General features: G+C 71.8%; 26 protein-coding genes. 10 read left to right on the top strand and 16 right to left on the bottom strand.

Features of this window, described 5'->3' with window-relative positions; genetic code table 11:
• Positions 1-130 precede the first annotated feature (130 nt).
• A complete protein-coding gene (locus AB0B97_RS11415; protein WP_357492780.1) occupies positions 131-1,069 on the bottom strand; it encodes an NBR1-Ig-like domain-containing protein in 939 nt (312 codons plus the stop codon).
• A gap of 137 nt (positions 1,070-1,206) precedes the next feature.
• Between AB0B97_RS11415 and AB0B97_RS11420 the strand changes: the two genes are divergently transcribed.
• On the top strand, positions 1,207-1,623 hold the full coding sequence (locus AB0B97_RS11420; RefSeq protein WP_357492782.1) for a hypothetical protein: 417 nt from the start codon (positions 1,207-1,209) through the stop codon (positions 1,621-1,623).
• Between the two features lie 87 nt (positions 1,624-1,710).
• On the opposite strand, the gene AB0B97_RS11425 is transcribed toward AB0B97_RS11420, so the two are convergent.
• The 5 genes from AB0B97_RS11425 to AB0B97_RS11445 all read right to left on the bottom strand — a co-directional run bounded on the left by AB0B97_RS11425 (position 1,711) and on the right by AB0B97_RS11445 (position 5,116).
• The gene (locus tag AB0B97_RS11425; protein ID WP_357492784.1) at positions 1,711-2,289 is read right to left on the bottom strand and encodes a dihydrofolate reductase family protein; all 579 of its coding nucleotides are present in this window, start codon (positions 2,287-2,289) and stop codon (positions 1,711-1,713) included.
• Positions 2,286-3,485: an RNA polymerase sigma factor gene (locus tag AB0B97_RS11430; RefSeq protein ID WP_357492786.1), complete on the bottom strand. Its 1,200-nt coding sequence runs from the start codon at positions 3,483-3,485 to the stop codon at positions 2,286-2,288. Before AB0B97_RS11430 ends, AB0B97_RS11425 begins: the two co-directional genes overlap by 4 nt.
• Positions 3,486-3,504: 19 nt before the next feature.
• Positions 3,505-3,858 (bottom strand): YciI family protein, encoded by a 354-nt coding sequence (locus AB0B97_RS11435; protein WP_357492788.1) that lies wholly within the window; start codon positions 3,856-3,858, stop codon positions 3,505-3,507.
• Between the two features lie 39 nt (positions 3,859-3,897).
• A complete protein-coding gene (locus AB0B97_RS11440) occupies positions 3,898-4,311 on the bottom strand; it encodes a DUF6069 family protein (protein WP_357492790.1) in 414 nt (137 codons plus the stop codon).
• Between the two features lie 151 nt (positions 4,312-4,462).
• Positions 4,463-5,116 carry a TMEM175 family protein gene (locus tag AB0B97_RS11445; protein WP_357492792.1) on the bottom strand — a complete coding sequence of 218 codons (654 nt, stop codon included), beginning with the start codon at positions 5,114-5,116 and terminating at the stop codon, positions 4,463-4,465.
• A gap of 259 nt (positions 5,117-5,375) precedes the next feature.
• Here AB0B97_RS11445 and AB0B97_RS11450 point away from each other — a divergent pair, with 259 nt between their 5' ends.
• The 4 genes from AB0B97_RS11450 to AB0B97_RS11465 all read left to right on the top strand — a co-directional run bounded on the left by AB0B97_RS11450 (position 5,376) and on the right by AB0B97_RS11465 (position 9,488).
• Positions 5,376-6,872, top strand: a complete 1,497-nt coding sequence (locus tag AB0B97_RS11450) for a DUF1996 domain-containing protein (protein WP_357492794.1) — start codon at positions 5,376-5,378, stop codon at positions 6,870-6,872.
• Positions 6,873-7,058: 186 nt separating this feature from the next.
• A complete protein-coding gene (locus tag AB0B97_RS11455; protein ID WP_357492796.1) occupies positions 7,059-8,144 on the top strand; it encodes a hypothetical protein in 1,086 nt (361 codons plus the stop codon).
• A gap of 117 nt (positions 8,145-8,261) precedes the next feature.
• Positions 8,262-8,888 carry a TetR/AcrR family transcriptional regulator gene (locus AB0B97_RS11460; RefSeq protein ID WP_357492798.1) on the top strand — a complete coding sequence of 209 codons (627 nt, stop codon included), beginning with the start codon at positions 8,262-8,264 and terminating at the stop codon, positions 8,886-8,888.
• 72 nt (positions 8,889-8,960) lie between these two features.
• Positions 8,961-9,488 (top strand): cupin domain-containing protein, encoded by a 528-nt coding sequence (locus tag AB0B97_RS11465; protein ID WP_357492800.1) that lies wholly within the window; start codon positions 8,961-8,963, stop codon positions 9,486-9,488.
• 145 nt (positions 9,489-9,633) lie between these two features.
• Here AB0B97_RS11465 and AB0B97_RS11470 read toward each other — a convergent pair whose 3' ends face one another.
• A complete protein-coding gene (locus AB0B97_RS11470; protein ID WP_357492801.1) occupies positions 9,634-10,887 on the bottom strand; it encodes an MFS transporter in 1,254 nt (417 codons plus the stop codon).
• 34 nt (positions 10,888-10,921) lie between these two features.
• Entirely contained in the window at positions 10,922-11,500 is a 579-nt protein-coding gene (locus tag AB0B97_RS11475; RefSeq protein ID WP_357492803.1) for a winged helix-turn-helix domain-containing protein, read from the bottom strand.
• A gap of 198 nt (positions 11,501-11,698) precedes the next feature.
• Here AB0B97_RS11475 and AB0B97_RS11480 point away from each other — a divergent pair, with 198 nt between their 5' ends.
• The gene (locus AB0B97_RS11480) at positions 11,699-12,172 is read left to right on the top strand and encodes a hypothetical protein (protein WP_357492805.1); all 474 of its coding nucleotides are present in this window, start codon (positions 11,699-11,701) and stop codon (positions 12,170-12,172) included.
• A gap of 56 nt (positions 12,173-12,228) precedes the next feature.
• On the opposite strand, the gene AB0B97_RS11485 is transcribed toward AB0B97_RS11480, so the two are convergent.
• Positions 12,229-12,600: a DUF302 domain-containing protein gene (locus AB0B97_RS11485; protein ID WP_357492807.1), complete on the bottom strand. Its 372-nt coding sequence runs from the start codon at positions 12,598-12,600 to the stop codon at positions 12,229-12,231.
• A gap of 147 nt (positions 12,601-12,747) precedes the next feature.
• Positions 12,748-13,182: a glutaredoxin domain-containing protein gene (locus AB0B97_RS11490; protein ID WP_357492809.1), complete on the bottom strand. Its 435-nt coding sequence runs from the start codon at positions 13,180-13,182 to the stop codon at positions 12,748-12,750.
• Positions 13,183-13,453: 271 nt separating this feature from the next.
• Between AB0B97_RS11490 and AB0B97_RS11495 the strand changes: the two genes are divergently transcribed.
• From AB0B97_RS11495 to AB0B97_RS11505, 3 genes are all read left to right on the top strand, one after another.
• Positions 13,454-14,584, top strand: coding sequence for a hypothetical protein (locus AB0B97_RS11495; protein WP_357492811.1), 1,131 nt, complete (start codon positions 13,454-13,456; stop codon positions 14,582-14,584).
• Between the two features lie 198 nt (positions 14,585-14,782).
• Entirely contained in the window at positions 14,783-15,388 is a 606-nt protein-coding gene (locus tag AB0B97_RS11500) for a response regulator transcription factor (RefSeq protein WP_234581132.1), read from the top strand.
• A gap of 119 nt (positions 15,389-15,507) precedes the next feature.
• Positions 15,508-16,092, top strand: coding sequence for a response regulator transcription factor (locus AB0B97_RS11505; protein WP_234581131.1), 585 nt, complete (start codon positions 15,508-15,510; stop codon positions 16,090-16,092).
• 26 nt (positions 16,093-16,118) lie between these two features.
• Here AB0B97_RS11505 and AB0B97_RS11510 read toward each other — a convergent pair whose 3' ends face one another.
• The 4 genes from AB0B97_RS11510 to lanKC form a co-directional block, all read right to left on the bottom strand.
• On the bottom strand, positions 16,119-17,894 hold the full coding sequence (locus tag AB0B97_RS11510; RefSeq protein WP_357492813.1) for an ABC transporter ATP-binding protein: 1,776 nt from the start codon (positions 17,892-17,894) through the stop codon (positions 16,119-16,121).
• Positions 17,891-19,618: an ABC transporter ATP-binding protein gene (locus AB0B97_RS11515; RefSeq protein WP_357492815.1), complete on the bottom strand. Its 1,728-nt coding sequence runs from the start codon at positions 19,616-19,618 to the stop codon at positions 17,891-17,893. Before AB0B97_RS11515 ends, AB0B97_RS11510 begins: the two co-directional genes overlap by 4 nt.
• 75 nt (positions 19,619-19,693) lie before the next feature.
• A complete protein-coding gene (locus AB0B97_RS11520; protein WP_013734295.1) occupies positions 19,694-19,813 on the bottom strand; it encodes a SapB/AmfS family lanthipeptide in 120 nt (39 codons plus the stop codon).
• A gap of 5 nt (positions 19,814-19,818) precedes the next feature.
• Positions 19,819-22,395, bottom strand: a complete 2,577-nt coding sequence (gene lanKC, locus AB0B97_RS11525; protein WP_357492817.1) for a class III lanthionine synthetase LanKC — start codon at positions 22,393-22,395, stop codon at positions 19,819-19,821.
• Between the two features lie 455 nt (positions 22,396-22,850).
• On the opposite strand from lanKC, the gene AB0B97_RS11530 reads away from it, so the two are divergent.
• A complete protein-coding gene (locus AB0B97_RS11530) occupies positions 22,851-24,593 on the top strand; it encodes an RICIN domain-containing protein (protein ID WP_357492819.1) in 1,743 nt (580 codons plus the stop codon).
• A gap of 101 nt (positions 24,594-24,694) precedes the next feature.
• Here AB0B97_RS11530 and AB0B97_RS11535 read toward each other — a convergent pair whose 3' ends face one another.
• Complete coding sequence (locus AB0B97_RS11535) at positions 24,695-25,051, bottom strand: DNA polymerase ligase N-terminal domain-containing protein (RefSeq protein WP_357492821.1); 357 nt, start codon at positions 25,049-25,051, stop codon at positions 24,695-24,697.
• A gap of 28 nt (positions 25,052-25,079) precedes the next feature.
• On the bottom strand, positions 25,080-26,534 hold the full coding sequence (locus AB0B97_RS11540) for an alkaline phosphatase PhoX (RefSeq protein WP_357492823.1): 1,455 nt from the start codon (positions 26,532-26,534) through the stop codon (positions 25,080-25,082).
• Between the last annotated feature and the right edge of the window lie 48 nt (positions 26,535-26,582).

The raw sequence follows: 26,582 nt of genomic DNA on the forward strand, positions 1-26,582 counted from the left end.
CCCCTGGTGTCTGTCAGATCCGTCAGACCCTCACCGACCTCGATGAATGCGGTGTTGTCAGTTTGGCTCGACGCTCGTGCCTGACAGCGATCGATCGCATCGGGGCCACCCGGAGCCCGCGGCCTGACCCTCAGGCGGTCACGGTGACCATGAAGTACACCGGCCGCCGGGTCGGGAAGTACTCCCGCCCGGCCTCGTCGACCATCTTCCAACTGACCCAGCACTTGCCGGGGCGGCTCGGCGCGGTGACCCGAACACGGATCATCACCTGCTCACCGGGCGGCGTGTCACCGATCTGCACCCGGTCCGGTGTCCGGCAACCCGCACCGTCGGCGGTGGGGTCCATCCGCGCCAGGTACCGGTTGTGCCAGTCGACCTTTCCCACGTTCGCGAGAGCCCACACCTTGTCGAACTGGGCGTTGACCTTCACCTGGGTGCCGTCGGGGATGGTGACGTCGCCGACGAATCTGCTCGAGTCCCCGGGGATCAGCGAGTCCGAGAATGCCGTAGTGGTCGGCGACGCCACAGGTGACGGTGACGCGGTAGGTGTGCCGGGGCCGTCCGGGTCGGACCGGCCACGAACGGTCACGCCCAGGACGGCGGCCACCGCCACCACCAGCACCACGGCTGCGGCGTTGAGCCACGGCAGTCGACGCCGCCGCCTGGCCGCGACGCCATCCTCGGCCCGCGGATACTCCACGACCTGCACCACGCCCTGCTCCTTCGGCGCGGACGCGGCGACGACCGGCGCGCGGTCTCCGTCTCCGTCTCCGTCCCCGCCGGGTCGGGGGGCCGGCCCCGGGCGCTGCGCGTCCTCCCAACGGCGCCGCCACAGGGCCTCGTCCGCCTCGCACGCCCGGACGAACTCCCGCGTGGTCTCCCAGGAGGGAAACCGGGTCCCGGCGGCGGCCTCGTGCAGGGTCGTGTGCGAGATCCGGCCTGATCGCCCCGCCATCTTGCGGAACGACGGGTCTCCCGCGGCGCTGCGCAGTGTCCGCAACTGCTCGGCGAACCTCTCGGCGGCCCGTCCGTCCTGAATCGACTCTGCGGCGGCACGCTGGTCCTTCATCAGTCCCCCATGTCAGACAGCTTCGTCAGACGTTGTCAGAGCGTGTCAGAGGCTACCGAACGGGCCACAGCGAGCATCAATGTGGTGCATCGACGACACGGGGATCAACGGTCCCGGTGCACTGAAGGAGGTCATCGATGAAGAGTCTTTCCCGACGCGGTGTACGCATCCTCGCGGCCGCTGGGCTGGCTGTGCCCGCGACGATGGCGTTCGCCGGCCCCGCCCACGCCGAGACGAACCCGCGCTGCGCGAGCTCGGTGCAGATCGGCGCGACGGCGTACGTCACCGTCGGCGGGCAGACCGCCGCCTCGGTCAAGCAGTACAAGGGCTGCGGCAAGAACTACGCCTACACGTACGTGTGGCAGCAGTACCGCGCCACCCACGGCTCCTACCAGGTCTGCACGTCGATCGTCACCGGAAGCACGCTTCGCGACCTGCAGTGCTCGAGCGGGCCGGACGTCTGGTCGCTGGGCGCCAACACGCTGACGGTGTGCACCCGGGCCCTCGGTGGGATCTCCGACGTGGCGCAGAAGGAGACCGAGGTGCGCTGCTGACCGGCACGGCTGGGCGTCCTGTGCCGCGGCCGGGGATCATCAGGCACGGCCGGCGGCACCGCACCACCGTCGGGTGGCGCTGACGACTCAGGTGTGCCGGGTGGGTCGGTAGGTGAGTTCCTGGGAGCGGCCGTCGAGGGTCCGGCACTCGATCAGCTCCAGGTCGTAGTCGGCCGTCCCGTGAAAGATCGGCTCCGTTCCGGTCTGACCGGTGACCACCGGAAAGAGCGTCACCTGGATGAAGTCGACCAGCCCGGCGGCCAGCAGTGCCCGGTTCATCGAGAGGCTGCCGTGTGACCGCAACGGCACCTCGGACTCCTCCTTGAGCCGGGCGACGACGTCGACGGCGTTCCCGCGTACGACTGTCGCGTCCGGCCAGTCGAGGGGGCCCTGCAGCGTGTTCGACACGATCGTCGCCGGAAGGTTGATCATGCGGGTGACCCAGGCGTCCCGGACGTCGGACTCCTCGGTGCTGTCGGCCAGCATCTGCCCGAACAACTCGAACGTGCGGGCGCCGAAGACCATGCGCGAATCCTCGCCGTACGTGGCGAGGCGGCGCTCCAGCAGCTCCGGGCCCTGCTTACCCCAGTAGCCGCCCCAGTTGCCGGTGGTGCTGCCGAAGCCGTCGAGGCTGGTGAAGACGTCGAAGGTGTAGGTGGCGGTCACGAGGGTCTCCTCGGGTGGGTGAGTTCGGTACGACGCGTCCGCAGAAAGGCGCGCTCGGTCTCGTTGCTGGTCAGCGCGATGGCCTGGTCGTAGGCGGCGCGGGCCTCGCGGTCGCGTCCGAGCCGGGCCAGCAGCTCGGCACGGGTGGCGGGCAGCCGGTGGTAGCCCGGGAGGTCGACGTCCTCCAACGCGGCGAGGGCTACCGCCGGCCCGTGCACCTCGGCGACCGCGACGGCACGGTTGAGCGCGACGATGGCGGTCGGCGCGAGCGCGAAGAGCTGGTCGTACAGCGCCAGGACCTGCGGCCAGTCGGTGGCCGCGCCGTCGGTGTGCACCGCGCCGATCGCGGCCTGGACCTGGTACGGGCCGGGCCGGTTGCGCCGCAGGCAGCGCCGGACCAGGTCGTGGCCCTCGACGATGAGCGCGCGGTTCCACAGTGACCGGTCCTGGTCGACGAGGAGGACGAGTCCGCCGGTCGGGCCGAGCCGGGCCGGACGGCGTGCCTCGGTCAGCAGCAGCAGGGCGAGCAGGCCCAGCACCTCGGGTTCGTCGGGCATCAGGGCGGCCAGTTCGCGGGCGAGCCGGATCGCCTCGGCGCACAGGTCCGTTCTGATCAGCGGCCCGGCGGTGGAGGCGTAACCCTCGTTGAACATCAGGTAGAGCACGGTGAGCACGGGCGGCAGCCGGTCCGGCAGCTCGTGTTCGGCGGGTACCCGGTACGGGATCCCCGCGTCCCGGATCTTCTTCTTCGCGCGCACGATCCGCTGCGCGATTGTCGTCTCCTGAACCAGGTAGGCCCGCGCGATCTCCGGTACCTCCAGACCGCCGAGCAGGCGGAGCGTCAGGGCCGTCCGCGCGTCCGGGGCGAGTGCCGGGTGACAGCAGGTGAAGATGAGTCGAAGCTGGTCGTCCTTCACCGGTCCCACCTCCTGGGGCTCGTCCTGTTGGTGCAGCAGCAGGGCCTGGGCGTGCCGGGCCTCGCGGGTCGACTCCCGGCGGAGGCGATCGACGGCCCTGTTCCGCGCGGTCGTCACGATCCAGGCGCCGGGATTCGGCGGTGGGGACTCCCACTTCTGCAGCGCCGTCGTGAAGGCGTCCTGGACCGCCTCCTCGGCGAGGTTGATGTCACCGAGGATGCGGGCCAGTGTGGCGACGCAGCGGCCGTACTCCGCGCGGTAGATGCTCGCCAGGTCCATGTCGGGCGACAGCTCCCGCTCAGGCTTGGGACAGTTCGTCGAAGGGGCGCACCTCGATCGGGCCGCAGGCGGCCGCGCACCTCTCGGCCCAGGCCAGCGCCTCGTCCAGATCCGCGCACTTAATCACCCAGAATCCGGCGATGTGTTCCTTCGTCTCGACGAACGGCCCGTCGCTCATGGAGGTGGCGCCGTTCTCGACCCGGACGACAGTGGCGCTGTCGGGCGACGTGAGCCCCCCGCCGAAGACCCAGGCGCCCGCGGCCTGCATGTCGTCGTTGATCCGACCGGTCTCCCGGAACATGATCCGTGTTTCCTCGTCCGACGGCGTCGGTGCGCCCTCGACGACGTGCACGGACAGCAGGTACTGCTTCATGGTGGTCCTCCGATAGCTCGACGATGAGTGGGGAACAGGTCAGGCGGCCAGGCGGCGCGCGACAGCCGGGATCACGATCGCGGCCGCGACCAGGTGGGTGAGCATCAGCAGCGCCCTGGTGGCCGTCCCGGCGTCGGCGAGCACGTCCGGCACCAGGGACAGGACCGTCAGCGCCACAGTCGTACGGACGAACGCGCGCCGCGGACGCCGTGCGAAGCGGGACAGCAGCACGGCGAGCAGCACGCCGATCGACGAGAAGACGGCGGTCAGCACGCCGAACCCCGCCACCGGAATCGGGGCGCCGCTCACGTCGAGGCTGATACCTGCCGCGTGGCCGGCGGCGGCGACGGTCATGGTGGCGGCGCTCGCGGCGGTCGTGGCGATCGCACCGGCCCCGATCAGCGCGCCGAAGGCCGCCGTGGTGGTGCGGGTGGTCTGCGCGGTGGTGGTCATCGTGCCCTCCAGCGGGTGTGGCCCGTCTCGATTCCGGGCTCTCACCCTGGCTACGAAGAGAGCCGGTCCCGATCGACAGGCGCACCCACAATATTTTGACGGCCTCGTCGCCGGTGTACGACGAGCCGGCCCGCGGGCCGTCCGGTGCGGTTCAGGCGGGACGGCCGGTGGTCTTGTCGTCCTCGCCGTACTCGCCGCGGATGGGCAGGTAGTAGGCGGGCAGGAAGGCCGCGATGATGACGACGCCAGCGATCGGCACGAACGCGCCGACGAGGATGCCGCCGCCGATCCAGGCCAGCGCTAGTGCGAATCGGCGGCCGATGGCCCGCACGCCGAAGGGACCGAGACTGGGGTCCAGGAGTCGCGCCCGGCGAAGGTGGACCCAGATGACGTTGAACAGGGCCGCCGCCAACCACAGTGTCGTGCCGTAGACGACGACGGCCGTCCGCAGCCCCTGCTCCGCGCGGAGCGCGTCGGCGAGCAGCGACGTGGAGAACGGCAGGAATGCGATGACCATCAGGAGCAGCGTGTTGAGGAACAGGACCGGACGGTCGACGTGCCGGACCCGGTCGAACATGACGTGATGGTTGACCCAGACCTGCCCGACGAGCAGGAAGCTCAACGCGTACCCCAGGTACGACGGCCACAACGCCCCGAGGCCCGGCAGGAGGCGCCCGAAGTCCTTCGGCGGTTGGATCTCCAGCACGAGAAGCGTGACGGCGATGGCGAAGACGCCGTCGCTGAAGGCGACCAGCCGCCCCGGCTGGCGCGCGAGCCGAGGAGTGCCAGGACGACCGGACGACATGCCCTCCAGTATCCGATCGGATGACGATTCGTTACCGCGAAATTCGTAATCAGCGGAACCGGGTCGCTTTCCCGGAGTTAAAACAAACTTAAGCCTGCGGGGGGCGAAAAACTGTTATCCGGCGCCGGGACACCGGCTACCAGGAGACCTGCGGGCCGCCCTCCTTAATTCTTTTTCCGCACGTTGATGCAGGCTCTGGACGTGCACATACTTCACCCGACAGGAGCGTTATCGCCCGACTCGAAGGACACCACTGGTAATGCGGACTCCCCCCGCGCATGTCGCACCGCCGGACCGGGCGCGAAAGCGCCGTCGCCTCGCCCGCGTCACGCTCGCCGCCGCTGTCGTCGCCGCACTGGGCGGCAGTGGCATCTACATCGCCGGCGCGCAGGCCGAGGAGGTCGCCGTGCCCGGCCGCGTCCAGGCGGAGGCCTTCGCGGCGCAGTCCGGCGCGCAGACCGAGAGCACCGGCGACGCCGACGGCGGCAGGAACGTCGGCTGGCTCGCCAACGGCGACTGGCTGCGGTACGACGGCATCTCGGTGACCGGCGCGGAGCTGACGGCCCGCGTCGCCGCGCACAACACCGACGGCGGGGCCGTCGAACTGCGCCTCGGCACGCAGACCGGCACGCTGCTGGCCACTTTCCCGATCACCCATACCGGTGGCTGGCAGAAGTGGACGACGGTCAATGCCACCGCATCCGGCGTGCCGACCGGCCCGCAGACCGTCTTCGCCGTCATGAGGAGCACCTCGACGTCCGACTTCGTGAATCTGAACTGGTTCACGTTCGGCCCCACGACGGCGACGTCGCCGAGCACGTCGGCCGCACCGGCCACGTCGTCGGCACCGACTCGCACTCCGTCCGCCTCGCCCTCCGCGTCGGTCCCGCCGAGCGCGCCGGCCGCCGGCTGGGTTCCGGTCGACCAGGCCGCGTGGAGCAGGGAGCTGGCCGCCTTCACCGCGATCACCCCGAAGGCGGTGCCGCCGGGCACCACCCGCGTTCCCGAGTTCCACACCGACTGCGAGGTCGCCAACTCCGCCCCGGACGACCCGATCGTCCTGCCCGGCCTCTCGGGCGCCTCGCACATGCACACGTTCTTCGGCCCCAAGGTCGACGCCTTCACCACCACCGACAAGCTGCTCGCCTCGAAGACCACCTGCAACGCCCCTGGCGACCTGAGCGCCTACTGGGTCCCGGAGCTGCGCAAGGACGGCAAGCCGGTCCCGATGAAGAGCTTCCGGGTCTACTACGGCTCGCGGGTCAAGGACCCGTCGACCGTCAAGCCCTTCCCCCCGGGCCTGCGGGTGGTCGAGGGCGACGCCAAGAAGCAGGTCGACACCCCGAAGAACGCCGGCAGCAACCAGTTCTGGTGCGCGGGTAGCGCCGAGATCGGCCGCAGCGCCGACGGCAACTGGCCGGTCTGCGCCCCCGGTGGCAACCTGATCTTCCAGCTGGTGTTCAAGGACTGCTGGGACGGTGAGAACATCGACTCGCCCGATCACAAGTCGCACATGGGCGACCCGGTGAACGGTGTCTGCACCGGAAGGTACCCGGTGGCGGTCCCCGATCTCTCCTTCATGGTCAACTACGAGTCGCTGGGCGGGGACGGCCTCAGCCTCTCCTCCGGCAAGCCGTCCTCGATGCACGGCGACTTCATGAACGCCTGGGAGCCCGAGCACCTGGGCGCCCTGGTGAAGTCCTGCCTGAACCAGAACGCCAAGTGCGGGGTGGAACCGACGTTCGCCGGCGGCTGATCCCCGCCTCCCACTCCTGGACGGCCCCCTCGCCCCGGCGAGGGGGCCGTTCACCGTTCACCGCGCCGATCGGTCCCGGTCCCGGTGGCCGACACCCGACACCGGAGCGCGCAGTAGCCGACTGTGACCATCACGTTACGGGGAGCACACTCCTCTGCGACCCGTCCCCGTCGAGTGGAGGAACACATGCGTCTCCGATCGTTCGTCACCGCCGCGCTGGCCACCGTCCTGGCCGCCGGCGCGCTCACTCCGCCCGCACCGGCCGCCGCGGCCACCGCCGACCGCTGGGGATTCGCGTACGTGAAGGACCCCACGGTGCCGGTCTGGACCGTGCTGGACACCAGCCGGCAGTGGGGTAGCTGGAAGACCGCGTTCCCGGCCGCCTGGGCCGACGGCGTCAAGCTCGCGCCCGGCCGGTTCCAGGTCCGCTTCCCACAGGTGGGCGCCAGTTCGCGGGGCGTGCCGCACGTGACCCCGGTGAACCGGACCGGGCACTACTGCGAGGTGGTCCGCTGGTTCCAGTCCGGCGCCGACGAGATCGTCGACGTGCAGTGCCACCGGCCCGGCGGCACGCGCGAGGACACCCCGTTCACCGTGCTCTGGACGACCAGTTCGGGCGTGCTGCCGGCCGGCACCTCCCACGCGTACGTGCAGTGGGGCGGCGGCGTGGTGGTGCAGTCGTACAACTCGACGGGCGTGGTGAACACGGTCGGGCCCCTGGGGGTCGGGCAGTACCTGGTGCGGCTGCCCGGAGTCGGTCTGGCCGGGGTGCTCGCCGGCGACGTGCAGGTCACCGCCGTACAGCCCAACGCCGGCCCGCGCCGGTGCAAGGTCTACTCCTGGGCCGCGGTCGGCAGCGACGTGCAGGTGTACGTCTTCTGCTACGACCAGGCCGGCGCGTTCATCAACACCGACTTCGCCCTGTCGTACCACCGCCGGCGGCCGGTGATCGGCTCCCTCGCACCGCCGTCGTACTTCGGTTACCTGGGCACCGCCGTCGGCGGGCCGACCAACGACAACTCGGTGCTCGGCGTCGGCGCGAACACGGTGGCGCCGCTGGTGCCGGCCGGCCGCTACCTGGCGACCTTCCCGCAGATCGGTCTCAAGGAGACCCACGTCCAGGTGGTCGCGCAGGGCGCCGGCAGCAACTACTGCCACCTCACCCAACCGTGGACGTACACCACCAACGCCGACGTCGACGTGATCTGCTTCGACAACGCCGGCGTCGTCACCCCGCACCGCTTCCTGGCCACCTTCACCTCCCGGCTCTGACGCCACCACCGTGCCGGCGGTGGCCGTCCGGGGTCGCCGCCGGCACGATGACGCCGCGTCACCCCACCGAGCCCCTAGGATTCGGGGCATGATGGCAGCGCGCCCGGCGGACCGACGGTGAGTCGTGCCCCGCGCAGCGACGGCGTGGCCAACCGGGAGAAGGTCCTGGCGGCGGCGTTGCGTACCTTGCAGCGTGACCTGGCCGCCCCCATGGCGGTGGTCGCCCGGGAGGCCGGTGTGGGCGTCGGGACGCTCTACCGTCACTTCCGCGACCGCGAGGCCCTGCTGGTCGCCCTGCAGATCCGCTCGATCGGCATGGTCCTCGCCCTGGTCGACGAGGTGCTCGAGCGCGGGGTCACGGGCATCGACGCGGTGCACGAGTTCCTGGTCGGCACGGTCCGGCACGGCACGGAGCTCTTCCTGCCGCATCACGGCGCCCCGGTCACCACCGATCCGGAGTACCGGAGCCTGGAGCGGCGCGTGTGGGCCGGTGTCGGCCGGATGGTCGAGCGCGGCGTCGCCGACGGATCGTTGCGGCCGGATCTGACGGCCCGCGATGTCATCATCTTCGGCTCGCTGATCGCGGTGCCGATGCCCGGCGTGGGCGACTGGCCGGAAGTCGCCGGTCGCCAGATCGACCTCTTCCTGACCGCGCTCCGCCCGGGTCAATCCCCCGCCGGGGGCCGCGACGCGCATCCCGGAGAGCAACGAGTTCCGGCTAGCCGGACGATATATTCCGTTTAACGGGCTCGTCGCCCGGAGAAGAAGGAGGGCGTCCGCGAGCCCTGCTGACGCAGCCCAGGAAGGACGAGCAGCATGAGCGCCTCCGACCGCGCCGCCCCCGCCATCCCGGACGACGACCCGACCCGAACACTCACCATCGCCGGCCCCGACGAACCGGCGACCACCTGGATCTCCCTCGCCGGGGGCACCTACGCCATGTTGATCACCGGTGAGCAGACCAACGGCCGGTACTGCCTGATCGACATGCGCATCCCCGACGGCGGCGGACCGCCGCCGCACCGGCACGACTTCGAGGAGATGTTCACCCTCCTCGAAGGCGAGATCGAATTCACCTTCCGCGGGGAGAAACGCACGGTCCGGGCCGGCTCGACCGTCAACATCCCGGCCAACGCCCCGCACCACTTCCGCAACACCTCCGGCGCACCCGCCCGCATGTTGTGCATGTGCACCCCCGCCGGGCAGGACGAGTACTTCCTGCGCGTCGGCGACAGAATCGCCGGGGCGGACGCACCGCCACCGCGGCTCACCGACGACGAGCTGGCGCAACGCCGGCAACGCGCGGCCGACCTGGCTCCCGAGTACCGCAGCGAGCTGCTCTGACGCGCGCATCCGGCCCCGCCGCGGGTCCGATCTGATGATCGAGCCCGGGCGGGACCGGATGCTCCGTGCTGCTGTCGGACGCCGCTGCCGACGTAGACGCCGCCGCCGTTCTCCACGGTGCTCTGCCTGTCCGGGAAGGCCGCGGCTACGGCGCGGACTTGACGGTCTCCCGGCACCCGCCCCTGCTGGCCAGGATCTTTCTGCCGGACGGTGCAGCGGCGCCGCGGACGGGCCGCAGGCCCACGTAGGCGACCGCACCGGAGGCCAGGTACAACGCCGCCTGCACGTTGAGGACGAGCACGACGTCGAGCGCGTCGCCGAGCAGACCGGCCGCCGCCATGCCCAGGCCCTGTGCCGCGTTGTAGATCGCGTAGTAGGCGCCGAAGGCCCGGCCGAGATCGGTTTCCGGCACGCTCTGCTGGATCTGCGCGAAGGCCCCGCTGCCGTAGGCGACGCCCGGCACGCCGACCAGGATGAACAGCAGGACGTACCACCCGGGTTGACGGGTGACCGCCGGTCCGTTCCAGATGACCAGGCTGATCAGGCCGAACGTGGTGGCGCCGAGGCTCATCAGCAGCCGGGAGCTGAGCCGCGCCCCCAGCATTCCGACGATGAGCCCGCTGGCCACACCGCCGATCGCCTGTACGCCCCGAAGCACGCCGGTGAGCGTGCCGTCGGCATGCAGCGCGCGGCTGACGAAGACCACGAAGAGCACCAGGAACAGGCCCTGCGCGATCCCGCCCAGCGCCACGCTCAGGATCGTCACCCGCACGGTGGGGTTGCGCAGCATCGCCGCGAGGCCAGAGCGCCAGGTGGTGAAGAACGACGACGTACGTTCCGGTGGGTTTGACCGCGCGGCGCCGCGACGCGCGGCCCGGCGGCCGGCGACGATCAGGGCTGCCGTGGTCGTGAAGGCCACGACCGCGCCGATGGCGAGGTAACCCGTGCCGGCGCGGGTGATCGCGAACCCACCGAGCGAGCCTCCGATCAGCCGTCCGACACTGATGTTGAGCGCCACCATGCTGTTGGCACTCACCAGGTGCGCGGGTTCGACGAGGCTGGGCAGCGCCGCGTTGCGGGCGGAGTCGAACGTCTGCGTCAGCACGGCCTGGGCGCCGGCGATCAGGCAGATGACCCACAGCCGGTGGCCCGGTTCGGCGAGCAGGGGAAGCACCACTGCCGCCTGCACCACGGCGACGCAGCCCATGAGCCGGAACCTGTCGTAGCGGTCGGCCAGAGCACCGGCGAACGACCCCAGCGTGATGCCGCACAGCAGCTCGACGAGGAAGACGGCGGAGGTGGTGGACGCCGAGCCGGTCACACCGAACACGTAGATCGGCAGCCCGGTGAGCAGCAGCCAGCTCGCCACGCTCGAGCAGAGCCCCGCGGCCCAGATCACGACGAATCCGCGGTGACGCAACAGCGTCACCATGTCAGAGGAATTCCGGTGTGGGGTAGGCCTGCAGGCTGAGGCTGACCGGTCGGGCGTGGCTCGGGGGCGCGTTGCGCAGTGGGCGCAGGTACGGCCGGATGACCGCGTCGAGGGTCAGCGTGAGGTGTCGCAACTCCTCCGGGGTGAGCGACAGCGTGTAGTTGTGGAAGGTCGCGCTCTCCCACCACTCGTCGGTCAGCTTGTGCTGACGGTTCTGGTAGCGCTGCAGCGACCGGAACACCTCGTCGAGCTCGAGCGCGGTCAGTGCGTCGTTGACCTGCTGTCCGTCGGCGTCATCGGAGTCGGGAAGGTATTCGAGCCCGGTGGAGGCGGCACGCCAGGGCCGGTCACGTCGGTTGGACCCCTCGGCGGAGACCCGTTCGATGAGGCCGTGCCGGGCCAGCTGATGCAGGTGGTAGCTGCAGTTCGAGCCCGTGTCGTCGAGGGCCTCGGCGCACTGGGCGGCGGTTCGCGGGCCGGCGGCCAGCAGATAGCGCAGCAACCGCAGGCGCAGCGGGTGGGCGAGCGCGCGCAGTGTGGTGGCGTCCCGTACCCGTACGCGATGTTCCGTCGGCTCCATGGCGTGACACTCCTAAGCGAAAGACTTCTTTCGTTTATACGCTCCTGCAGATCGTTTTCGCAATGAGTGTTTCGCATCAACGAAGAGGCCCGGCCGGTGCGGGGCCTCTGCTGGAGATGACGTGGCGCCGCGCGGGTATGCCGACCCGGCGAACGGTCGCCGGGACGAGCGACAACCCGAACCAGCCGAGGTGATGTCATGGCAAGGACCTGGTTGACCGGCCTGACGGACGGGCTCGTGGCCGGCGCCGCCGGCACGCTCGCCCGTGAACTGTGCAGCAACCTCGATGTGGGCCTGCGGGCTCGCCCGATGAGCGGAACGCACGAGCGTGCCGTCCAGCGGATGGCGGACATGACCCGGATGGACCTGGGGTCAGCGGAGCGGGCGGCGAACCGACGGGCCGGGTTCGGGCCCGTGTTCGGGTTCGTCAACGGAGTGCTGGCCGTCTCGCTCTTCGCGGCGCTCCCCGGCCGACGGCGGCTACCCCTGCACGTGGCGGCGGGGGTGATCGGGGTCGGCGGCATGGTGGTGGCCGACGGGTCGATGACCGCGCTCGGGGTGACGGACCCACGCCGCTGGGGCGCCGAGGGCTGGTTCGAGGACGCCCTGCCGTACGTCGCGTACGGCCTGGCCGCCGCCGCGACGTTGCGACGGCTGGACCGGAGCCGCTGAACCGGCCTACGCGAGCGGCCTCGCACGGGCCATGGTGACGACGATGCGGACCGCGCTCAGCGGTCCGGGACCGTGGAGGCGATGGTGGCCGGGGCGTTCAGGGGCGCGAGCTGGTCCTCGCCCAGTCCGTACCGCTCGGCGAGGTACGCGGGGTCCTGCCAGGTGACCAGCGAACCGGGCTGGCCGTCGTCGCGCACCATGATGCGCATCGGCAGGTCGATGGCGATCTCCGGACGGGCCTGCATGAGCGGAGTGCCCGCCTGCGGGTTCCCGAAGATGATGACCTGTGTATCCGGCATGCTCAGCCCGACCGTGCGAGCGGCCGCCGCGTGGTCGACCACCGCCGCCACCGCCGCGCCCGCACGTTCCGCCTCGGCGCGCAGCGCCGCCACCGTCTCTGCGACATCGCGGACGCTCCGCCTGGTCATCAACCCGTCGTTCACGCCCGCCCCCGCTCACCGTGGTATCAGCGAATCCATCTCATCGTGCCGGCAACCGGGACCGGCTCGGGAGGGTTTGCCGCAACCGGCCGTATGCGAAAAGTGCGGCAAAACAGGCCGCCGGGGGCGGGCGTGTCAGAGCGAGCGGAGTCGCTCGCGGAGCCAGGCGCGGTCGGGGTTCACCACGGCCTGACCGCCGAGCACGACGGTGGGCACCGTCTCGTTGCCGCCGGTTATCGCCCGGACGGCGGCGGCACCCGCCGGGTCGTGCCAGATGTCCACCCAGTGCGCCCGCCGAGCGAGCCGGCCGAGCGAGAACCGGAGCTGGAGGCAGTAGCGACAGCCGGGGCGCCAGTACACGATCGGCAGCCCGTCCGCCGCGCTGGCCCGCTGCGCCTCGGCGGCGCCCACCGAGCGGGGGAATGCCCACGGTGACAGCACCAACGCCAGCGCCAAAAAGATCAGAAACTCGACAGCGCCGACCACGGGTAAGCCGTCGGCCAGTTGAGACACCAGGACCACCACGCCGAAGGCAGCCATCAATATCGCCAGAACCCACCGCCGCACCACGCTGGGGACACTACCGCCGGACGCGCGGCTGCGCGTTCGCCGACCTGGTCGGGAGGACGGATCGCACACCCGGCGGCGGGCCTCGCCGCCAGACGCCGCGGGCGCGGTGGCCCTATCCGGCCCGACAACCGCGTGCATCACCAGATGCGAATACGTGAGTGCATAGCTACTATGGGTCAGCAATCCAGAAGGGAAGGGGGGTAGTGCCCGCGTGCGAAGTCCCGTCAACGGAACCGCGACGATGCCTGCGCCGAGCCGATCGGCTGCGCTCGTGGCCAGCCGACTGCGCGGGCTCGCCCGGCGGTTGGTGCTGCTCGCGGCTGCCGTCGGGGCCGGTTTCCTCCTGGCCGCCCTGTTTCAGGGGCCGGCCGCCGCCGACGGGATACACGGCGACCACGGCGACGAGCCTCATGGCCAGCTCCGCGTCCTGGTCGCGCCGATCGCACGACTCACGGTCACCGAGCGCGCCGCGGGTGAGCGCCCGCGCGTCACGCGGGCCGACGAGCCCCGCCAGGATCGGCCCCGCGCCCCGCTGGCCGGGGCCATCGGCAACGTCGTCACCCCCCGTGACGGGACACCCTCGACGCCGCCCCGTCGGTCGACGGCGGCATCGCCCAGGTCCGTGCCGCTGCCCCGGGTCGGCGCAGCCGCGCCGACCGAGGCTGGCGAGCGCGCGCGGCTCCGGCCCGCCTCCCCAGCGTCCACGGCTCATCGTCCGGTTCGCCAAGGGCACCCGTCCCGGTCGGGCGCCCATCCGGCGGCGCTGCCCGTCCCCGCCGCAGCCGAGGCACACGCGCTGCCCGTGACGGCCGGGTCTCTCGCGGTGGGCCTGATCGCCACTCCGCTGCCGCACGCCGTCACCATCGTGCGGGCGGTGCCGATCCAGTTCGTCATCGTGGCGCTGCTCCGTGTCACCGACGCCGTCCTGCCGCCCGCTCTCCGGGCGGTGATCCCCCCGGCGACACCTCCACTGACCGCTCCCCCGCCGCCCGGCCCGGCCACCACGCCGATGACCGGCTCGCCACCCGCAGCGGCCGTGCCGACACCACCGGCGCGCTCGCTGATGTCGCCCGTCCGCGCCGCGCCGCTGACCGTGTGCGTCGAAGCGGCGCCGCCTCCCGCCGCACCGCCGATGTCGGTCGCCGTCCCCACCCATCCCACGGCCTCGACGGGGCACCTCGCCGCACGCCAGGCCCCGTTGGCGGTGACCGGCTACCTGCCCGGGCAGCCCGTCGCGCCGGTCGACCAGGAGGCCGCCGGCGTCGACTATGGATCGACGGCGGGGCCGGGTCTGATCCGGCCGGTCGACCGGCAGTCGCCCCTCGCTTCCGAGGCGCCCCGCGACCGGGTGCCACTCCTCGTCGAGAGCCGGGCTCCGTCTGCGATCGCCCGCCCGGGCTGAGGCGGGTCGACCGACCCGGGTGGCCGACCGACACGATCGGTCCCATCCGCTGGCCTGGTCGATCAGTGCCCGTGCCCGTCTGCCGTGACGGCTCCGGGCCCATGCCTATCCGTCCGTCACGCGTAACGCCCTGACCAGCCCGTGAACGTTCCGGGATCGGTGGCCGGCGTGACGCGTACCTGAGATCGGAGAAACGTGGTGATCCACGTTGTCGTCGCCGAGGACATGGGTTTACTGCGCGGTGCGCTCTGCGCCGCGCTGTCAGGTGAGGAGGACATGAAAGTGGTCGCCGACGTCGAGGGCGTCAGCGAACTGTTGACCGTGGTGCGCCGGTGCAGACCCCAGGTGGTGGTGCTGGCCCTGACACCGGAGTCGCCCGACCCGGTGGAGATGGTCACCCGGATCAGCGCGGAGGCGCCGCACGCCGCCGTGCTGGCGATGAGCCCTCGGTGGAGCCCCGCCCTGGTGGAGGCCGCGCTGGCGGCCGGCGCACGCGGGCTGCTCGGCAAGGACAGCTCCCTGGAGGAGCTGGTGCGCGCGATCCGCGCGCTCGCCGCCGGCGAACGGGCGATCGACCCGGCCGCCGCGGTGGCGGTGCTGAGCCCTCCGGAGATCCCGTTGACCCCCCGGGAGATGGACGTGCTGCGGATGGCGGCCGAGGGTCTGCCCCTGAAGGAGATCGCGGCCCGCCTCTACCTGGCACACGGGACGGTGCGCAATCACCTCTCGGTGATCCTTCGCAAGACCGGTGCTCGCAACCGGTTGGAAGCGGTGTGGCGCGCGCGCAGTAGCGGCTGGCTGTAGCCGTCGGGGGGCGGGGCCGCAACGTGCCCGGCCCCGCCCCCGTCGCCGTGCGGACCCCACGGATGCGTGTTTGAATATTGACGTAGTGTGATCACCCTCGGAGTGCGGGAAGGTTCATCGTGATCCGTACCCTGCTCGCCCTGGACGGTGCCCTGGTGCTGGGCGCGCTGTCGTTCGTCCTCGCCGCCGAGGACGACATCCGCGTCGTGGCGGAGGTGGATCGCGGCGACGCGGTCTCCGCAGCCGTCCGCGACCAACGCCCCGACGTGGTGGTGGCCGACCTCGACGTGGTCGAGGGAGTCGATCCGAGCCGCTTCGGTAGGTGCCCCGTCCTGCTGCTGGCCCACCCACATCGGGCCCGGCGACTGCGCGGCCTGTTCTGCCCGACCCGGACGGTCGGCATCCTGCGCAGCGACGCCGGCCCCCAGCGGGTCATCGACGGGATCCGCCGGCTCGCCCGCTCACAGCCCGTGCTCGACGCGGATCTCGTCGTCGCTGCGCTGCGCTCGAACGGCCCGCTGACCAGCCGCGAGACCGAGGTGTTGACGCTGACAGCGGCCGGGGCGCCGGTCGCGGAGGTGGCGGCGTCGCTCGGGCTCAGCCGGGGCACCGTCCGCAACCATCTCGGTCGCATCACCCGCAAGGTGGGTGCGCGCACCCGGGTGGAGGCCGTACGGATGGCAGGCGAGGCAGGCTGGATCTGACGGCGCCGTCGGCTCGGGCGCGCGATTCAGCTCAGCCGAGCCCCCGTTCGGGAAAGCGCCACCGGGTCGTCCCAGCAGCCGACGAGCGCACGGTACGTCACCGAGCGGGCCAACAACTGCTCGTGCGTACCCACCACGGGCTCGTCGCCATCGAGGACCAGCACCCGATCGGCCCGCAGCGCGGAGCTGATCCGGTGCGCGATCACCACGAGGCTGCCATGCCGCCGGGCGAAGGCACTCTCGACTGTCGCCTCCAACGCCGGGTCCAGGTGACAGGTCGCCTCGTCGAGGACCACCAGCGGGACGGGCGCCAGCCAGGCCCGCACCGCCGCGATGAGCTGCCGCTCACCGGCGGAGAGCAGAGCCGGCGCGACCGGCGCGTCCAGACCGCCCAGACGGGTCGCCAGGGGGCCCGCACCGAGCGCGGCGAGGGTGTCCTCCAGGAGGGCGTCGTCGGCGTCCGGCCGCAGGTAGCGGAGGTTGTCGGCGAGGCTGCCGGTGAAGACGTACGCCTCCTGAGGCACCAGCACCCTCATCCGGGCCAAATCGGCCGGCTCGGCGTCGGCCACCGTCGCGCCGGCCAGGCGGACCGTGCCCGCCTGCGGCGGCACCAGACCGGCCAGCAGGGCGGCCAGTGTGGACTTGCCCACGCCGCTCGGGCCGACCACGGCGAGGTGATCCCCCTCGGCCAGCGTCAGCGCGAAGTTCTGGAGAACGGGCCGGGCGCGCGGGCCGTAGCCGAAGGTCAGTCCGCGGACCTCGACGGCCGGTGCGCCGTCGACCGGACGGGCCGGTGGGCGGGCGCGCGGCGTCCGGGTGGTGGGAGCGGGCGGGCGGGGTTCGTCGGACACCGGGCCGGCCCGCAGGATGTTCTCCAGGGTGACCGCGTACCGCAGCCCGCCTCCGCCGATGCCCTGCACCAGCGTGTGCAGGGCCGGTTGCAGGCCGGTGGAGACGTAGATCAGCGCCCCCAGTACCGCGCCCGCCGTCAATCCGCGTTCGACCAGCCACGCAGCGGCCGAGAGCAGCACGACCAGCGGCAGCCAGCCGCCGATGGCGAGGCTGAGGCTGCGGATCACCGCCATCCGGGCGAGGGCGCGTTCGGCGGCGGCCTGTGCCGACACCCGGCGTTCCACGTCGGCAGTGACGCGCGCCTGCGCGCCGCAGGCCAGCACGTCGCGGTGACCGGCCAGCGCGGCCGACGCCGACTGGCCGAGTTGTTCACCAGCCCGGACGTACGCGCGCTGGTGCCCGGCCATCGCGGGCAGCGCGGCGAGGAACACGACCAGGCCGCCGACCAGCGGCGCGGCGGCCAACGCCGCCACCACCGGCGCCAGGGCGAGCAGACCGAGCAGGGCCGCGCCGGCGGAGAAGAGGAAACCGCGGGTCACCATCAGCAGACCGGCGAAGGTGTCGCGGATGATCTCCATCTGGTGGGTCAGCCGGGTCACGGCCGCACTGTCCGGGCGACCACCGACCCGGGTGGCGTCGCGCAGGGCACCCCGGACCACCTGGGCGGCCACCTCGTCGCGGAACGGCTCGACCACGGCGCCGAGGCTGCGGTACGTCCGACCGGTCGCCGCCGCGCCGATCAGCACGGTCACGGCGAGCACCCCCAGCCACGCCAGGCCGTTGAGGAACCGTCCGGCCAGGAAGCCGTCGTCGACGGCGCGCGCGACCAGGAGGCCGGCGAGCAGCGCGGGCAGCGCCTCGACGAGCGACCAGCCGCAGAGCCGGGCGACGTCGCGCCGGCGGGCCCGCAGCGCCCGCCAGGTCACCAGTCGTACGCTGGGACGGCTCACAGCCCACCGCCGGCCGGCTGGAAGAGGGCACGGTAGTCCGGGTCGGCCCAGAGTCGCCGGTGCGGCGCCAGGCCGCGCAGCCGACCGCCGTCCAGCCAGGCGACGAGGTCGGCCGCGGCGGCCGCCGCGATCCGATGGGTGACCACCACGCGGGTCCGCTCGCCGCCGCGTCCGAGAACCGCCTCGGTGATCCGGTGCTCGGTCGCGGTGTCCAGGCTGGACATGGCGTCGTCCAGGATGAGCAGCCGCTCGGCGGCGAACGCCCGGGCCAGACCGAGGCGTTGGGTCTCGCCTCCGGAGAGCGGTGTGTCCACCAGCGGGGTGCGGTAACCGTCGGGCAGACGGTCGATCACGTCGGCGACCGCCGCCCCGCGGGCCCCCCGAAGGACCGCAGGCGTGGCCGGGCTCGCGTCGGCCGGTGGCGTCGCGGACTCGACCGGCAGCGCCAGACCGATCGCGTCGTGGACTGTCGCGCCGATCAGCACCGGCTGGTCGAACGCATAGCCGACGGCTCGGCGCAGCGCCGCCCCGTCGAGGTCGCGCAGCGGCACACCGTCCAGGCGCACCTCACCGCCGTCGGGGTCGTGCAGGCGTCCCGCCACGGCGGCCAGTGTCGACTTGCCGGCACCGGACGCTCCGACGACGGCCACTATCGCGCCGGCCGGTACGTCCAGGTCGATGCCGTCCAGGATGGGCCGGCCGTCGTCGGCGTGCACGCGTACCCCGCGCAGTCGCAGTGCCCCGCCGCCGGGTGGAAGCTGTCGCTCGCCCGCCGGCGCGGCGGGCTCGGTCAGCAGCTCGGCGACCCGGTGTGCTCCCGCGCGGCTGCGGACCAGGTGGTTCAGGGTGGCGAGCACCCCACCGAGGCCGGCGCCCATGGCCGCGTACCGGACGGCGGCGACCAGTTCGCCAGGCGTGAGCCAGCCCGCGGTCAGGGCGTACCCGCCGACCGCGATGACGCTCAGGTTCAGCAGCGGCGCCACGGCGGACGTACGCGCGCTCGCCCGCGCCAGCAGTTCCCACGCGCGCCGGCCGTGCAGCCCCAGCTCCGGTAGGGCTGCCAGCACCCGGTCCTGCTCACGGTGGACGGTGGCGGCGGCGGCGATGGTCCGGGCGCCGGTCAGCGATTCCAGCAGTCGGCCGGCGATGGCGCCGAGCACCCGCTGGTATCCGGCAGTGGCGGCCGAGGCGTCGGCCACGAAGGCGCGCATGAGGACGGCGAGCAGGCCGAGGCCGGCGAGCAGGGTGATCCCCAGGACCGGTTCCATGATGGCGAGCGCGACGACGCTGCCCAGTGGTGGAAGCACCGCGACGACGGCCAGGACCACGGCGTTGCCGGCCTGTCCCGCGTCGGCGGCCTGGCCGACCAACCGGCCGACGAGATCACCCACCGGATAGCGGCGGGTGGTGCGGACATCCACGGCGAACAGGTGACGCAGCAGGCGACGGCGCAGTCCGGCGGTGGCGCGTGCCGCGCCGAACCCGCTGGCCAGGTCGGTGAGGGTGTCGACGCAGACGAGGACGACGACCAGGGCACCGGCGGCCACCGCCCACCAACCGGAGCCGCCGGCGAGGGCGGCGTCGACGGCGTGGCCGAGGGCCGCGGGCAGCAACAGTTCGGCAGCCGCGCCGAGCAGCGCGACCGCCGCGAGTACACCGGTCCAGCCGCCGCCGGCCAGAACCGTCCGCCTCAGCAGCCGGTCCCCCGCCTCGAACGTCGGCATCGGTCCTCCCAGTGCTACGCGGTCGCCCTGGGTGGGCACGTCTACCCGCCCAGGGCGACCGCGTTCTGCGATGGATCAGTTGCAGGTCGTGACGGAGAGCGAGCTGTCGCCGCAGAGCAGCAGGCTCGCCCGGCTACCGCCACCCGTGCGGTCGGCCGGAGCCATCTCCAGGCCCTGGAGGTCCAGAAGCGCCATGTCGTTCACCTCCCTTCCATCCGTTCGTCGATCCTGTCGCCCTCGCTGTCGCGAGGGAGTCTCTGCGCGCCCGACAGGGGCGCGAGGAAGGGCAGCACCGCCGGCTCGTCACGTCGCGCGCAGGCCAGCGCGTAGAGCACGCCGGCGGTGCCGGTGCCGAAGTCCATGGAGAGCCGCAGCAACTGCTCGCCGGGGAACGCGGTCCCGTCCCGGTACGGCAGCGCGTGCCAGGTCAGCCGGTCCACCTGTGCGGCGAGTTCCCGGCGGTCGGCGTCGTGACCCGAGGCGGCGAGGTAGGCGATGATGCCGGCACGGCCGGCGAAGAGCCCGGACTGTGCGTAGAACGGTGACCGTGCCGCGCGGCGGATCCCCGCGCTGGCCTCGGCGAACCGGTCGTCGGCCCGGTGGCGCAGGTACGCATCGAGGACCAGACCGATACCGATGCTGCCGTGCGCCAGGTACGGCATGGTCCGCCAGCCCTCGTTGACCTCCAGGGCACCGTCCGGCCGCAGCACACACCGGCGCAGATCCTGGCGCAACGCCGTGGCGGCGTGCCCGAGCAGTTCGTCGTCACCGCTGAGCTCGTAGAGCCGCAGCAGCATCAGCGCCGCTCCGGTCCGGCCGCGCAGCAGCCCGGCGTACGGGTTGCGTCCGCCGCTGACGTCCGGGCCCGGATCGTCGGCCAGTTGCCCGATCACCCGCTCGGCGGCCCGCCAGGCGGCGTCGCGCAACGACGCCTCCCCGGTGCGCCCGGCCAGCTCGGCCAGGTTGAGCGCGATCCCGGACAACCCGCTCGCCAGGCTGTGGTCGAGCCCGTCCAGGGGCTCGCGCAGGCAGATGTCGAGCACGTCCAGCGCGTCCTGGCGGCGTCCGAGGTGATCGAGGGCGTAGGCCACACCGTGCAGGCCGTCGTAGAAGCCGCAGCGCGTGCCGGACGGTGGCGCTGTCGCCCGCCGCACCAGCCAGTCCTCGTGCTCGGGCCACCGACCGGCGCCACTGGCGTCGAGCGCGTACAGCACTCCGGCCGCCCCGTGGGCGAGGTTGAGGCCGCCGCTGCGGAACTGCTCGATGTCGCCGGGGAAAAGCCGGTCCTCGCGGGTCGGGGTGGCGCTGGCCAGGATCGCCGTCGCCAGCCGATCCGTCGCTACGGGCGCGTCGTGCGCGCCCGTCACCTGCGGGCCACCGGCGATCTCCTCGACGGCCGGGTCGAGGAAGGACCTCGGCACCGGGAAGTTCGCGGCGATGATGTCGGCCAGGTGCGCCGCCTTCGCCGGCGCGAGCCGCACCAGCTGGGTCAGCGGGAGGAACAGCGCCAACCGCAGGCACGCCAGGGCGTACCTGTCGACAGCCGGGCCGGTGCGGTCCCGCGGGGCCGCGAAGCCCTGGTTGCGCAGTCCGGGCCGGCGGTGCCCGGCGATCGGGGCGGCCACCTCGAAGTCGACGAGGGCGACCTGGTCGTCCGGCCGGATCATGATGTTGAACAGGTGCAGGTCACCGTAGACCAGGCCGCGCTCGTGGATCGCCGCGACGAGGGACTCGACCTGCTCGTGGATGTGCCGGGCCCAGCGGGCGTACGCCGCCCGGTCCTCGTCGGTCGCGTCGGCGTCGATCAGCGGGTACCTGTCGACAAGCACCTTGTTCAGCGGCCGACCCTCGATGAACTCCAGCGCGAGGAACCGGTGCTCGCCGAGGGCGAACTCGTCGTGCACCCGCGGCACCTGCGGCAGGTCGGCCAGTTGCCGCAGGGCCTGCGCCTCGCGGGCCAGCCGGGCGACGGCGTCCGTGCCGTCAGCGTCCAGGCCGGCGTGCGGTCGGGCCTCCTTCAGCACCACCTCGGTGTCGGTACGCAGATCCCGGCCCACGTACAGCCCACCGCCGTTGGAGAAGTGGATCACCTTCTCGATGCGGTAGGGCACCTGGTTGGTGCTGGTGTCGTTGCGGGCGGCCAGGTGCGGGCCGAGGAAGTCGGGCAGGGTGACCCAGGACGGCACGTGAAAGACCGGCTCTCGGCGATCCGGCACCAGCGCGCCGGAGTCGTCCTCGATCGCCGGCACCACCTGACCGTCGGGCGAGTGGCAGTAGCGCGCGGCGAATCCGCCGTAGCGCACGTGGACCGGGCCGTCGCCGTAGCGCAGGTCGCTGAGGATGTACGGGCCGGTCTCGCCGGTGAGCAGCTCGTCCAGCTCCTTGCAGACCAGCTCCAGCTCCGCGTCGTCGCGCGGGTAGACGGTGATGAACTTGCCGCTGGCGGCCCGCGCGGCGTACTTGGAGTTGCGCAGCAGCAGTGTGCGGGGCCCGCGGAGGAACTTGAAGGAGAGGCCGCGGGGGACGCAGTAGTTCCAGACGGCGTCCAGCACCCGCTCGGCGTTCGTCAGGCCCGCCGACACGTGGATCTTCCAGCCCTGCTGCGGCAGCGAGCCGCCGTCGGGCGCGTAGATCAGCCAGTCGTCGAGCGGCTCGCGGCGCCACCCGGTCGGGACGGGGCGCTCGGCGGCCGGGAAGACGGGCTGTGCGACGGCGCTGCCGAGCGAGTCGTAGAACAGCCGGTCCGCCGCGCAGTAGCTGTCGTAGCGTTCGTCCACCGTCCCGCCTCCTCTCGAACCCGGCCGGCTGTTGTTCCGGCGTTGCATCGAGTCTCATCGACGTCAGGTGGTGCGCCCCAGTGCGCTTAGTCACGGAATCCGGTGCGGGGCGCATCGGTATGCATGACATTAGTCAGGCCCGGGAGGCCGACGCCGCAGTCACACCATCGGGCCGCATCCCGGCGACAACGGCGAACCTTGCGAGCCCCTGAACTGGGATTACTCCGATTTCGTCGGTGACGCAGCGCGTTCGTCCGCGCACCCACCTACTCGTCCTTGACCCCCGGTGTGGACGGAACTTAGACTCCGGTGATTGTTAGCGTTAACAGTTACGTCATCAGATCGAAATCAGAGCGGTCATCACCGTCACTCTCGGTGTCGACGCTGCCGACCGGTGCCGACCGGGCCGATGGGACCGCGACGGCGCGTACCACCACCAGCCAGGAGGACGAGACATGACGAACGATCAGAACAAGCCGGTACGCGACGAGCCGAGACTGCTGAGCCGGCGAACCATCCTGACGACGATGGGGGCCGTGCCGGTCGCGACGATCGCGGCGGTCGCGGGGGCCACGGAAGCCTCGGCGGCGCCGGCGACCATCAACCTGTCCGCACAGCGGCAGACGATCCGAGGCTTCGGCGCCATGGCCCACGCCGCGTGGATCGGCGACCTGACGGCCGCGCAGCGGGAGACGGCGTTCGGCACCGGCGAGGGCCGGCTGGGGTTCTCCCTGCTACGGATCCCCGTCGGCGAGAACCAGGCGGACTGGAGCGCCGACCTGGCGACGGCGCAGCGGGCGGCCGAGCTCGGCGTGACCGTCTTCGCGTCGCCGTGGAATCCCCCGGCCAGCATGATCGAGACCTTCACCCGCGGCGGTCAGACCAACGCGAAGCGCCTCCGGTACAGCTCGTACGGCGCCTACGCCCAGCACCTCAACGACTTCACCACACACCTGCGCAACAACGGGGTCAACCTGTACGCCATCTCGGTGCAGAACGAGCCCGACTACGCGACGGAGTGGACGTGGTGGACGTCCACCGAGATGGTCCGCTTCCTGCGGGAGAACGCCGGCTCGATCAGCACCAGGGTCATCGCCCCCGAGTCCTTCCAGTACGTGAAGTCCATGTCGGACCCGATCCTGAACGACTCCACGGCCCTGGCCAACGTCGACATCATCGGGGCGCACCTCTACGGCACGTCGTACTCGAACTTCCCCTACCCCCTTTTCAAGCAGAAGGGCGCGGGCAAGGAACTCTGGATGACGGAGGTCTACTACCCCAACAGCAACACCAACTCCGGCGACGCCTGGCCCGAGGCGCTCGACGTGGGCGAGCACATCCACCACGCGATGGTGGACGCCGAGTTCCAGGCGTACGTCTGGTGGTACCTCCGGCGCAGCTACGGCCCCATGCGCGAGGACGGCCAGATCAGCAAGCGCGGCGCGATGATGGCGCACTTCGCCAGGTTCGTCCGCCCCGGGTACGTGCGGATCGACGCGACGGCGAACCCCGCGTCGAACGTCTACGTCTCGGCGTACCGGGGCGGTGACACAGTGGTGATCGTCGCCGTCAACAAGAACACCTCGTCGGTGAGCCAGCAGTTCACCCTGTCGAACACCTCCGCGTCCGGCAGTGTCACGAACTGGCTGACCGACGGGAGCCGCAACGTCGCGCCCCAGGGCGCGCTCACCATGTCGAACGGCTCCCTGACCGTCACGCTGCCCGCGCGCAGCATCATGACCTTCGTGGCGAACGTGAGCGGCGGCACCAGCACCGGGGACACCTACAAGCTGGTCCACGCCGACACCGGCGTGGTTCTCGGCGTGCAGAACATGTCCACGGCCGACGGCGGTCTGGCCGTGGTGTGGGGCGACACCGGCACCGCCGACCACAACTGGGTCCGGGTCACCGACGGCAGCGCGTTCCGGTTCCGCAACGCCAACAGCGGCAAGGTGCTCGGCGTCGAGAACATGTCGACCGCCGACAACGCCCGCGTTCTGCAGTGGAGCGACAACGGAACCGCCGACCACCGCTGGACCCTGGTGGCCAACAGCGACGGCTCCTACCGGATCCGCAACGTCAACAGCGGCAAGGTGCTCGCCGTCCTCAACGGCTCCAGCACCTGGGGCGCCCAGGCCGTCCAGTACACCGACAACGGCAGCACCAGGAACAACTGGCGCCTGGTGCGGGTCAGCTGACCACCTCGCAGCGCGTTGCGGGCCGACCGCGTCCGGCCGGCCCGGAACCGCCGCCTCGACAGTCCGCGCCGACGTGCCGGGCCACGGGGCCCGCGTGAGCCTCAGCCCGGTGGCTGCTCCTTCGTCAGGTGGAGCAGCCACCCCTCGCCGGTACGGATGAGCGCGTACCGCCTGCTGCCGGTGCGCCCGTGCAGCGTGAACAGCATCCGGCGGTCGGTGCGGTCGTGCTCCTCCCACGTGCCGATGTCGGCTATCGACTTGTCGGCATCGGTGTAGGTCAGGTGATCGAGGTCGTGGTCGGGCACCGCGATCGCGAGCCGGTTGTCACTGGGACTGTCCGGCAGGCCACGGGGAACCGCCCACGAGCGCAGCACCCCGTTCTCCTCGAGCCGCAGGTCGAAGTGCGGTCGGGGTTTGCGGTGGTCGTGCAGGACGAAGGCGGGACGCACAGTTGCCATTGTCGACGAGCCGCGGCCACGCCGCCGGTCAGCCCAGGTACTTCTCCCACGGGCCGGTGATGGCCAGGGTGAGGCCGGGGTCCTGCATGTTGACGAAGAGCACCTTGCCGTCGGCGCTGAAGGTAGGCCCGCAGAATTCCGAATCGTTGAGCTGGTTCCGGGCGATCGGGTACGTCGGGCCGCCCGGGATCGTGCTGAGCACGTGCGAGGCGCCCGAGCCGTCCTCGGCGAGCACGAGGCTGCCCCACGGGGTGACGGTGACGTTGTCCGGACCGTCGAAGGTGAGGTCGGTGTACTTGACCGGCGTCCCCTCCTCGGACTGGGTCTGGTGCGGGAAGTACGTCACCAGCTGGATGGTCTGGTCCTTGAAGTTGTAGAACCAGACCATGCCGTCGTGCGGCGCCGCGTCCGCCGGCAGGTCACCCTCGTCCCAGGCGTACGAGTTGACCACGTACACGCCCTCGTCGGTGGCCCACACGCCCTCGAACTTGCGTCCCCGGGTGACCTGGCCGTCGGCGAACTGCTCGCGTACGGACGTGGTCCGCGCGTCGCGGTCCGGCACCGCGATCCACCGCACCGGGAACGGGCGGCCCAGCTGGGCGGAGGTCAGGTAGGCGACGTCCGGCAGCACGGAGCCGTCGTCCATGATGATCTGCATCGCGGCGAGGACGCCGGCGTTCGGCGCGAGGCGGGTGAGCACGCCGGGGCCCAGCTTGACCCCGGCCGGGGCGGTCCAGCGGTAGAAGAGGCCGTTCGGCCCGTCCGCGTCCTCGGAGAGGTAGACGTGGGTGCGGTCCTTGTCGACCGCCAGGGCCTCGTGGGAGTAGCGGCCGAGGCACTTGATCGGCCGCGGGTCGGCGCTGCCGTCGGCCCAGACCTCGAAGACGTACCCGTGGTCCTTCGCGAAGGCGCCGGTGCGGCCGCCCTCCTCCCACGCATCGCCGGCGCGGTCCTCGGTCTCCTCGCAGGTCAGCCAGGTCCCCCACGGGGTCGGCCCACCGGCGCAGTTGGAGACGGTGCCGGAGAGGGCGACGAACTCGCCCAGGTTGCGCCCCGCCCGGTCCGTCGTGATGACGGTGCAGCCACCGGCGTCGACGGCGCCCGGGTCGTAGACAGTGCCCTTGACGTGCGGCACGCCGAACTCGGCGCCGGGGTCGATCTCGTGGTTCTGGATCAGGGTGTAGCGGCCGTGGCCGGCGTCGTAGACGGCCATGCCGTCGTGGTCCGACGGGGTCGTGCCCTGGCCACCGTTGAGTCGGGTGACGCCGGTCCGGGTGACCACTGTGTAGCTGAAGCCCGCGGGCAGGGCCAGGATCCCCTTGGGGTCGTCCACCAGCGGCGGGAAGGGCAGGTGGCCGCCCTTGACGGGCGAGTGCGGCCGGCTGGGGCTGGCCTGCGCCAGGGACGGCAGGCCACCGGCGACGGCAAGGCCCACACCGGCGGCGGCGCCGCCAGCGAGGAAGGTACGACGGGAGGAAGGCACGCGGATCAGCTCCTGGTCAAGGCAAGTGCGACGGCTGACAGCCAACTC

This window comes from Micromonospora sp. NPDC049004, from assembly GCF_040649315.1.
Taxonomy (GTDB): domain Bacteria; phylum Actinomycetota; class Actinomycetes; order Mycobacteriales; family Micromonosporaceae; genus Micromonospora.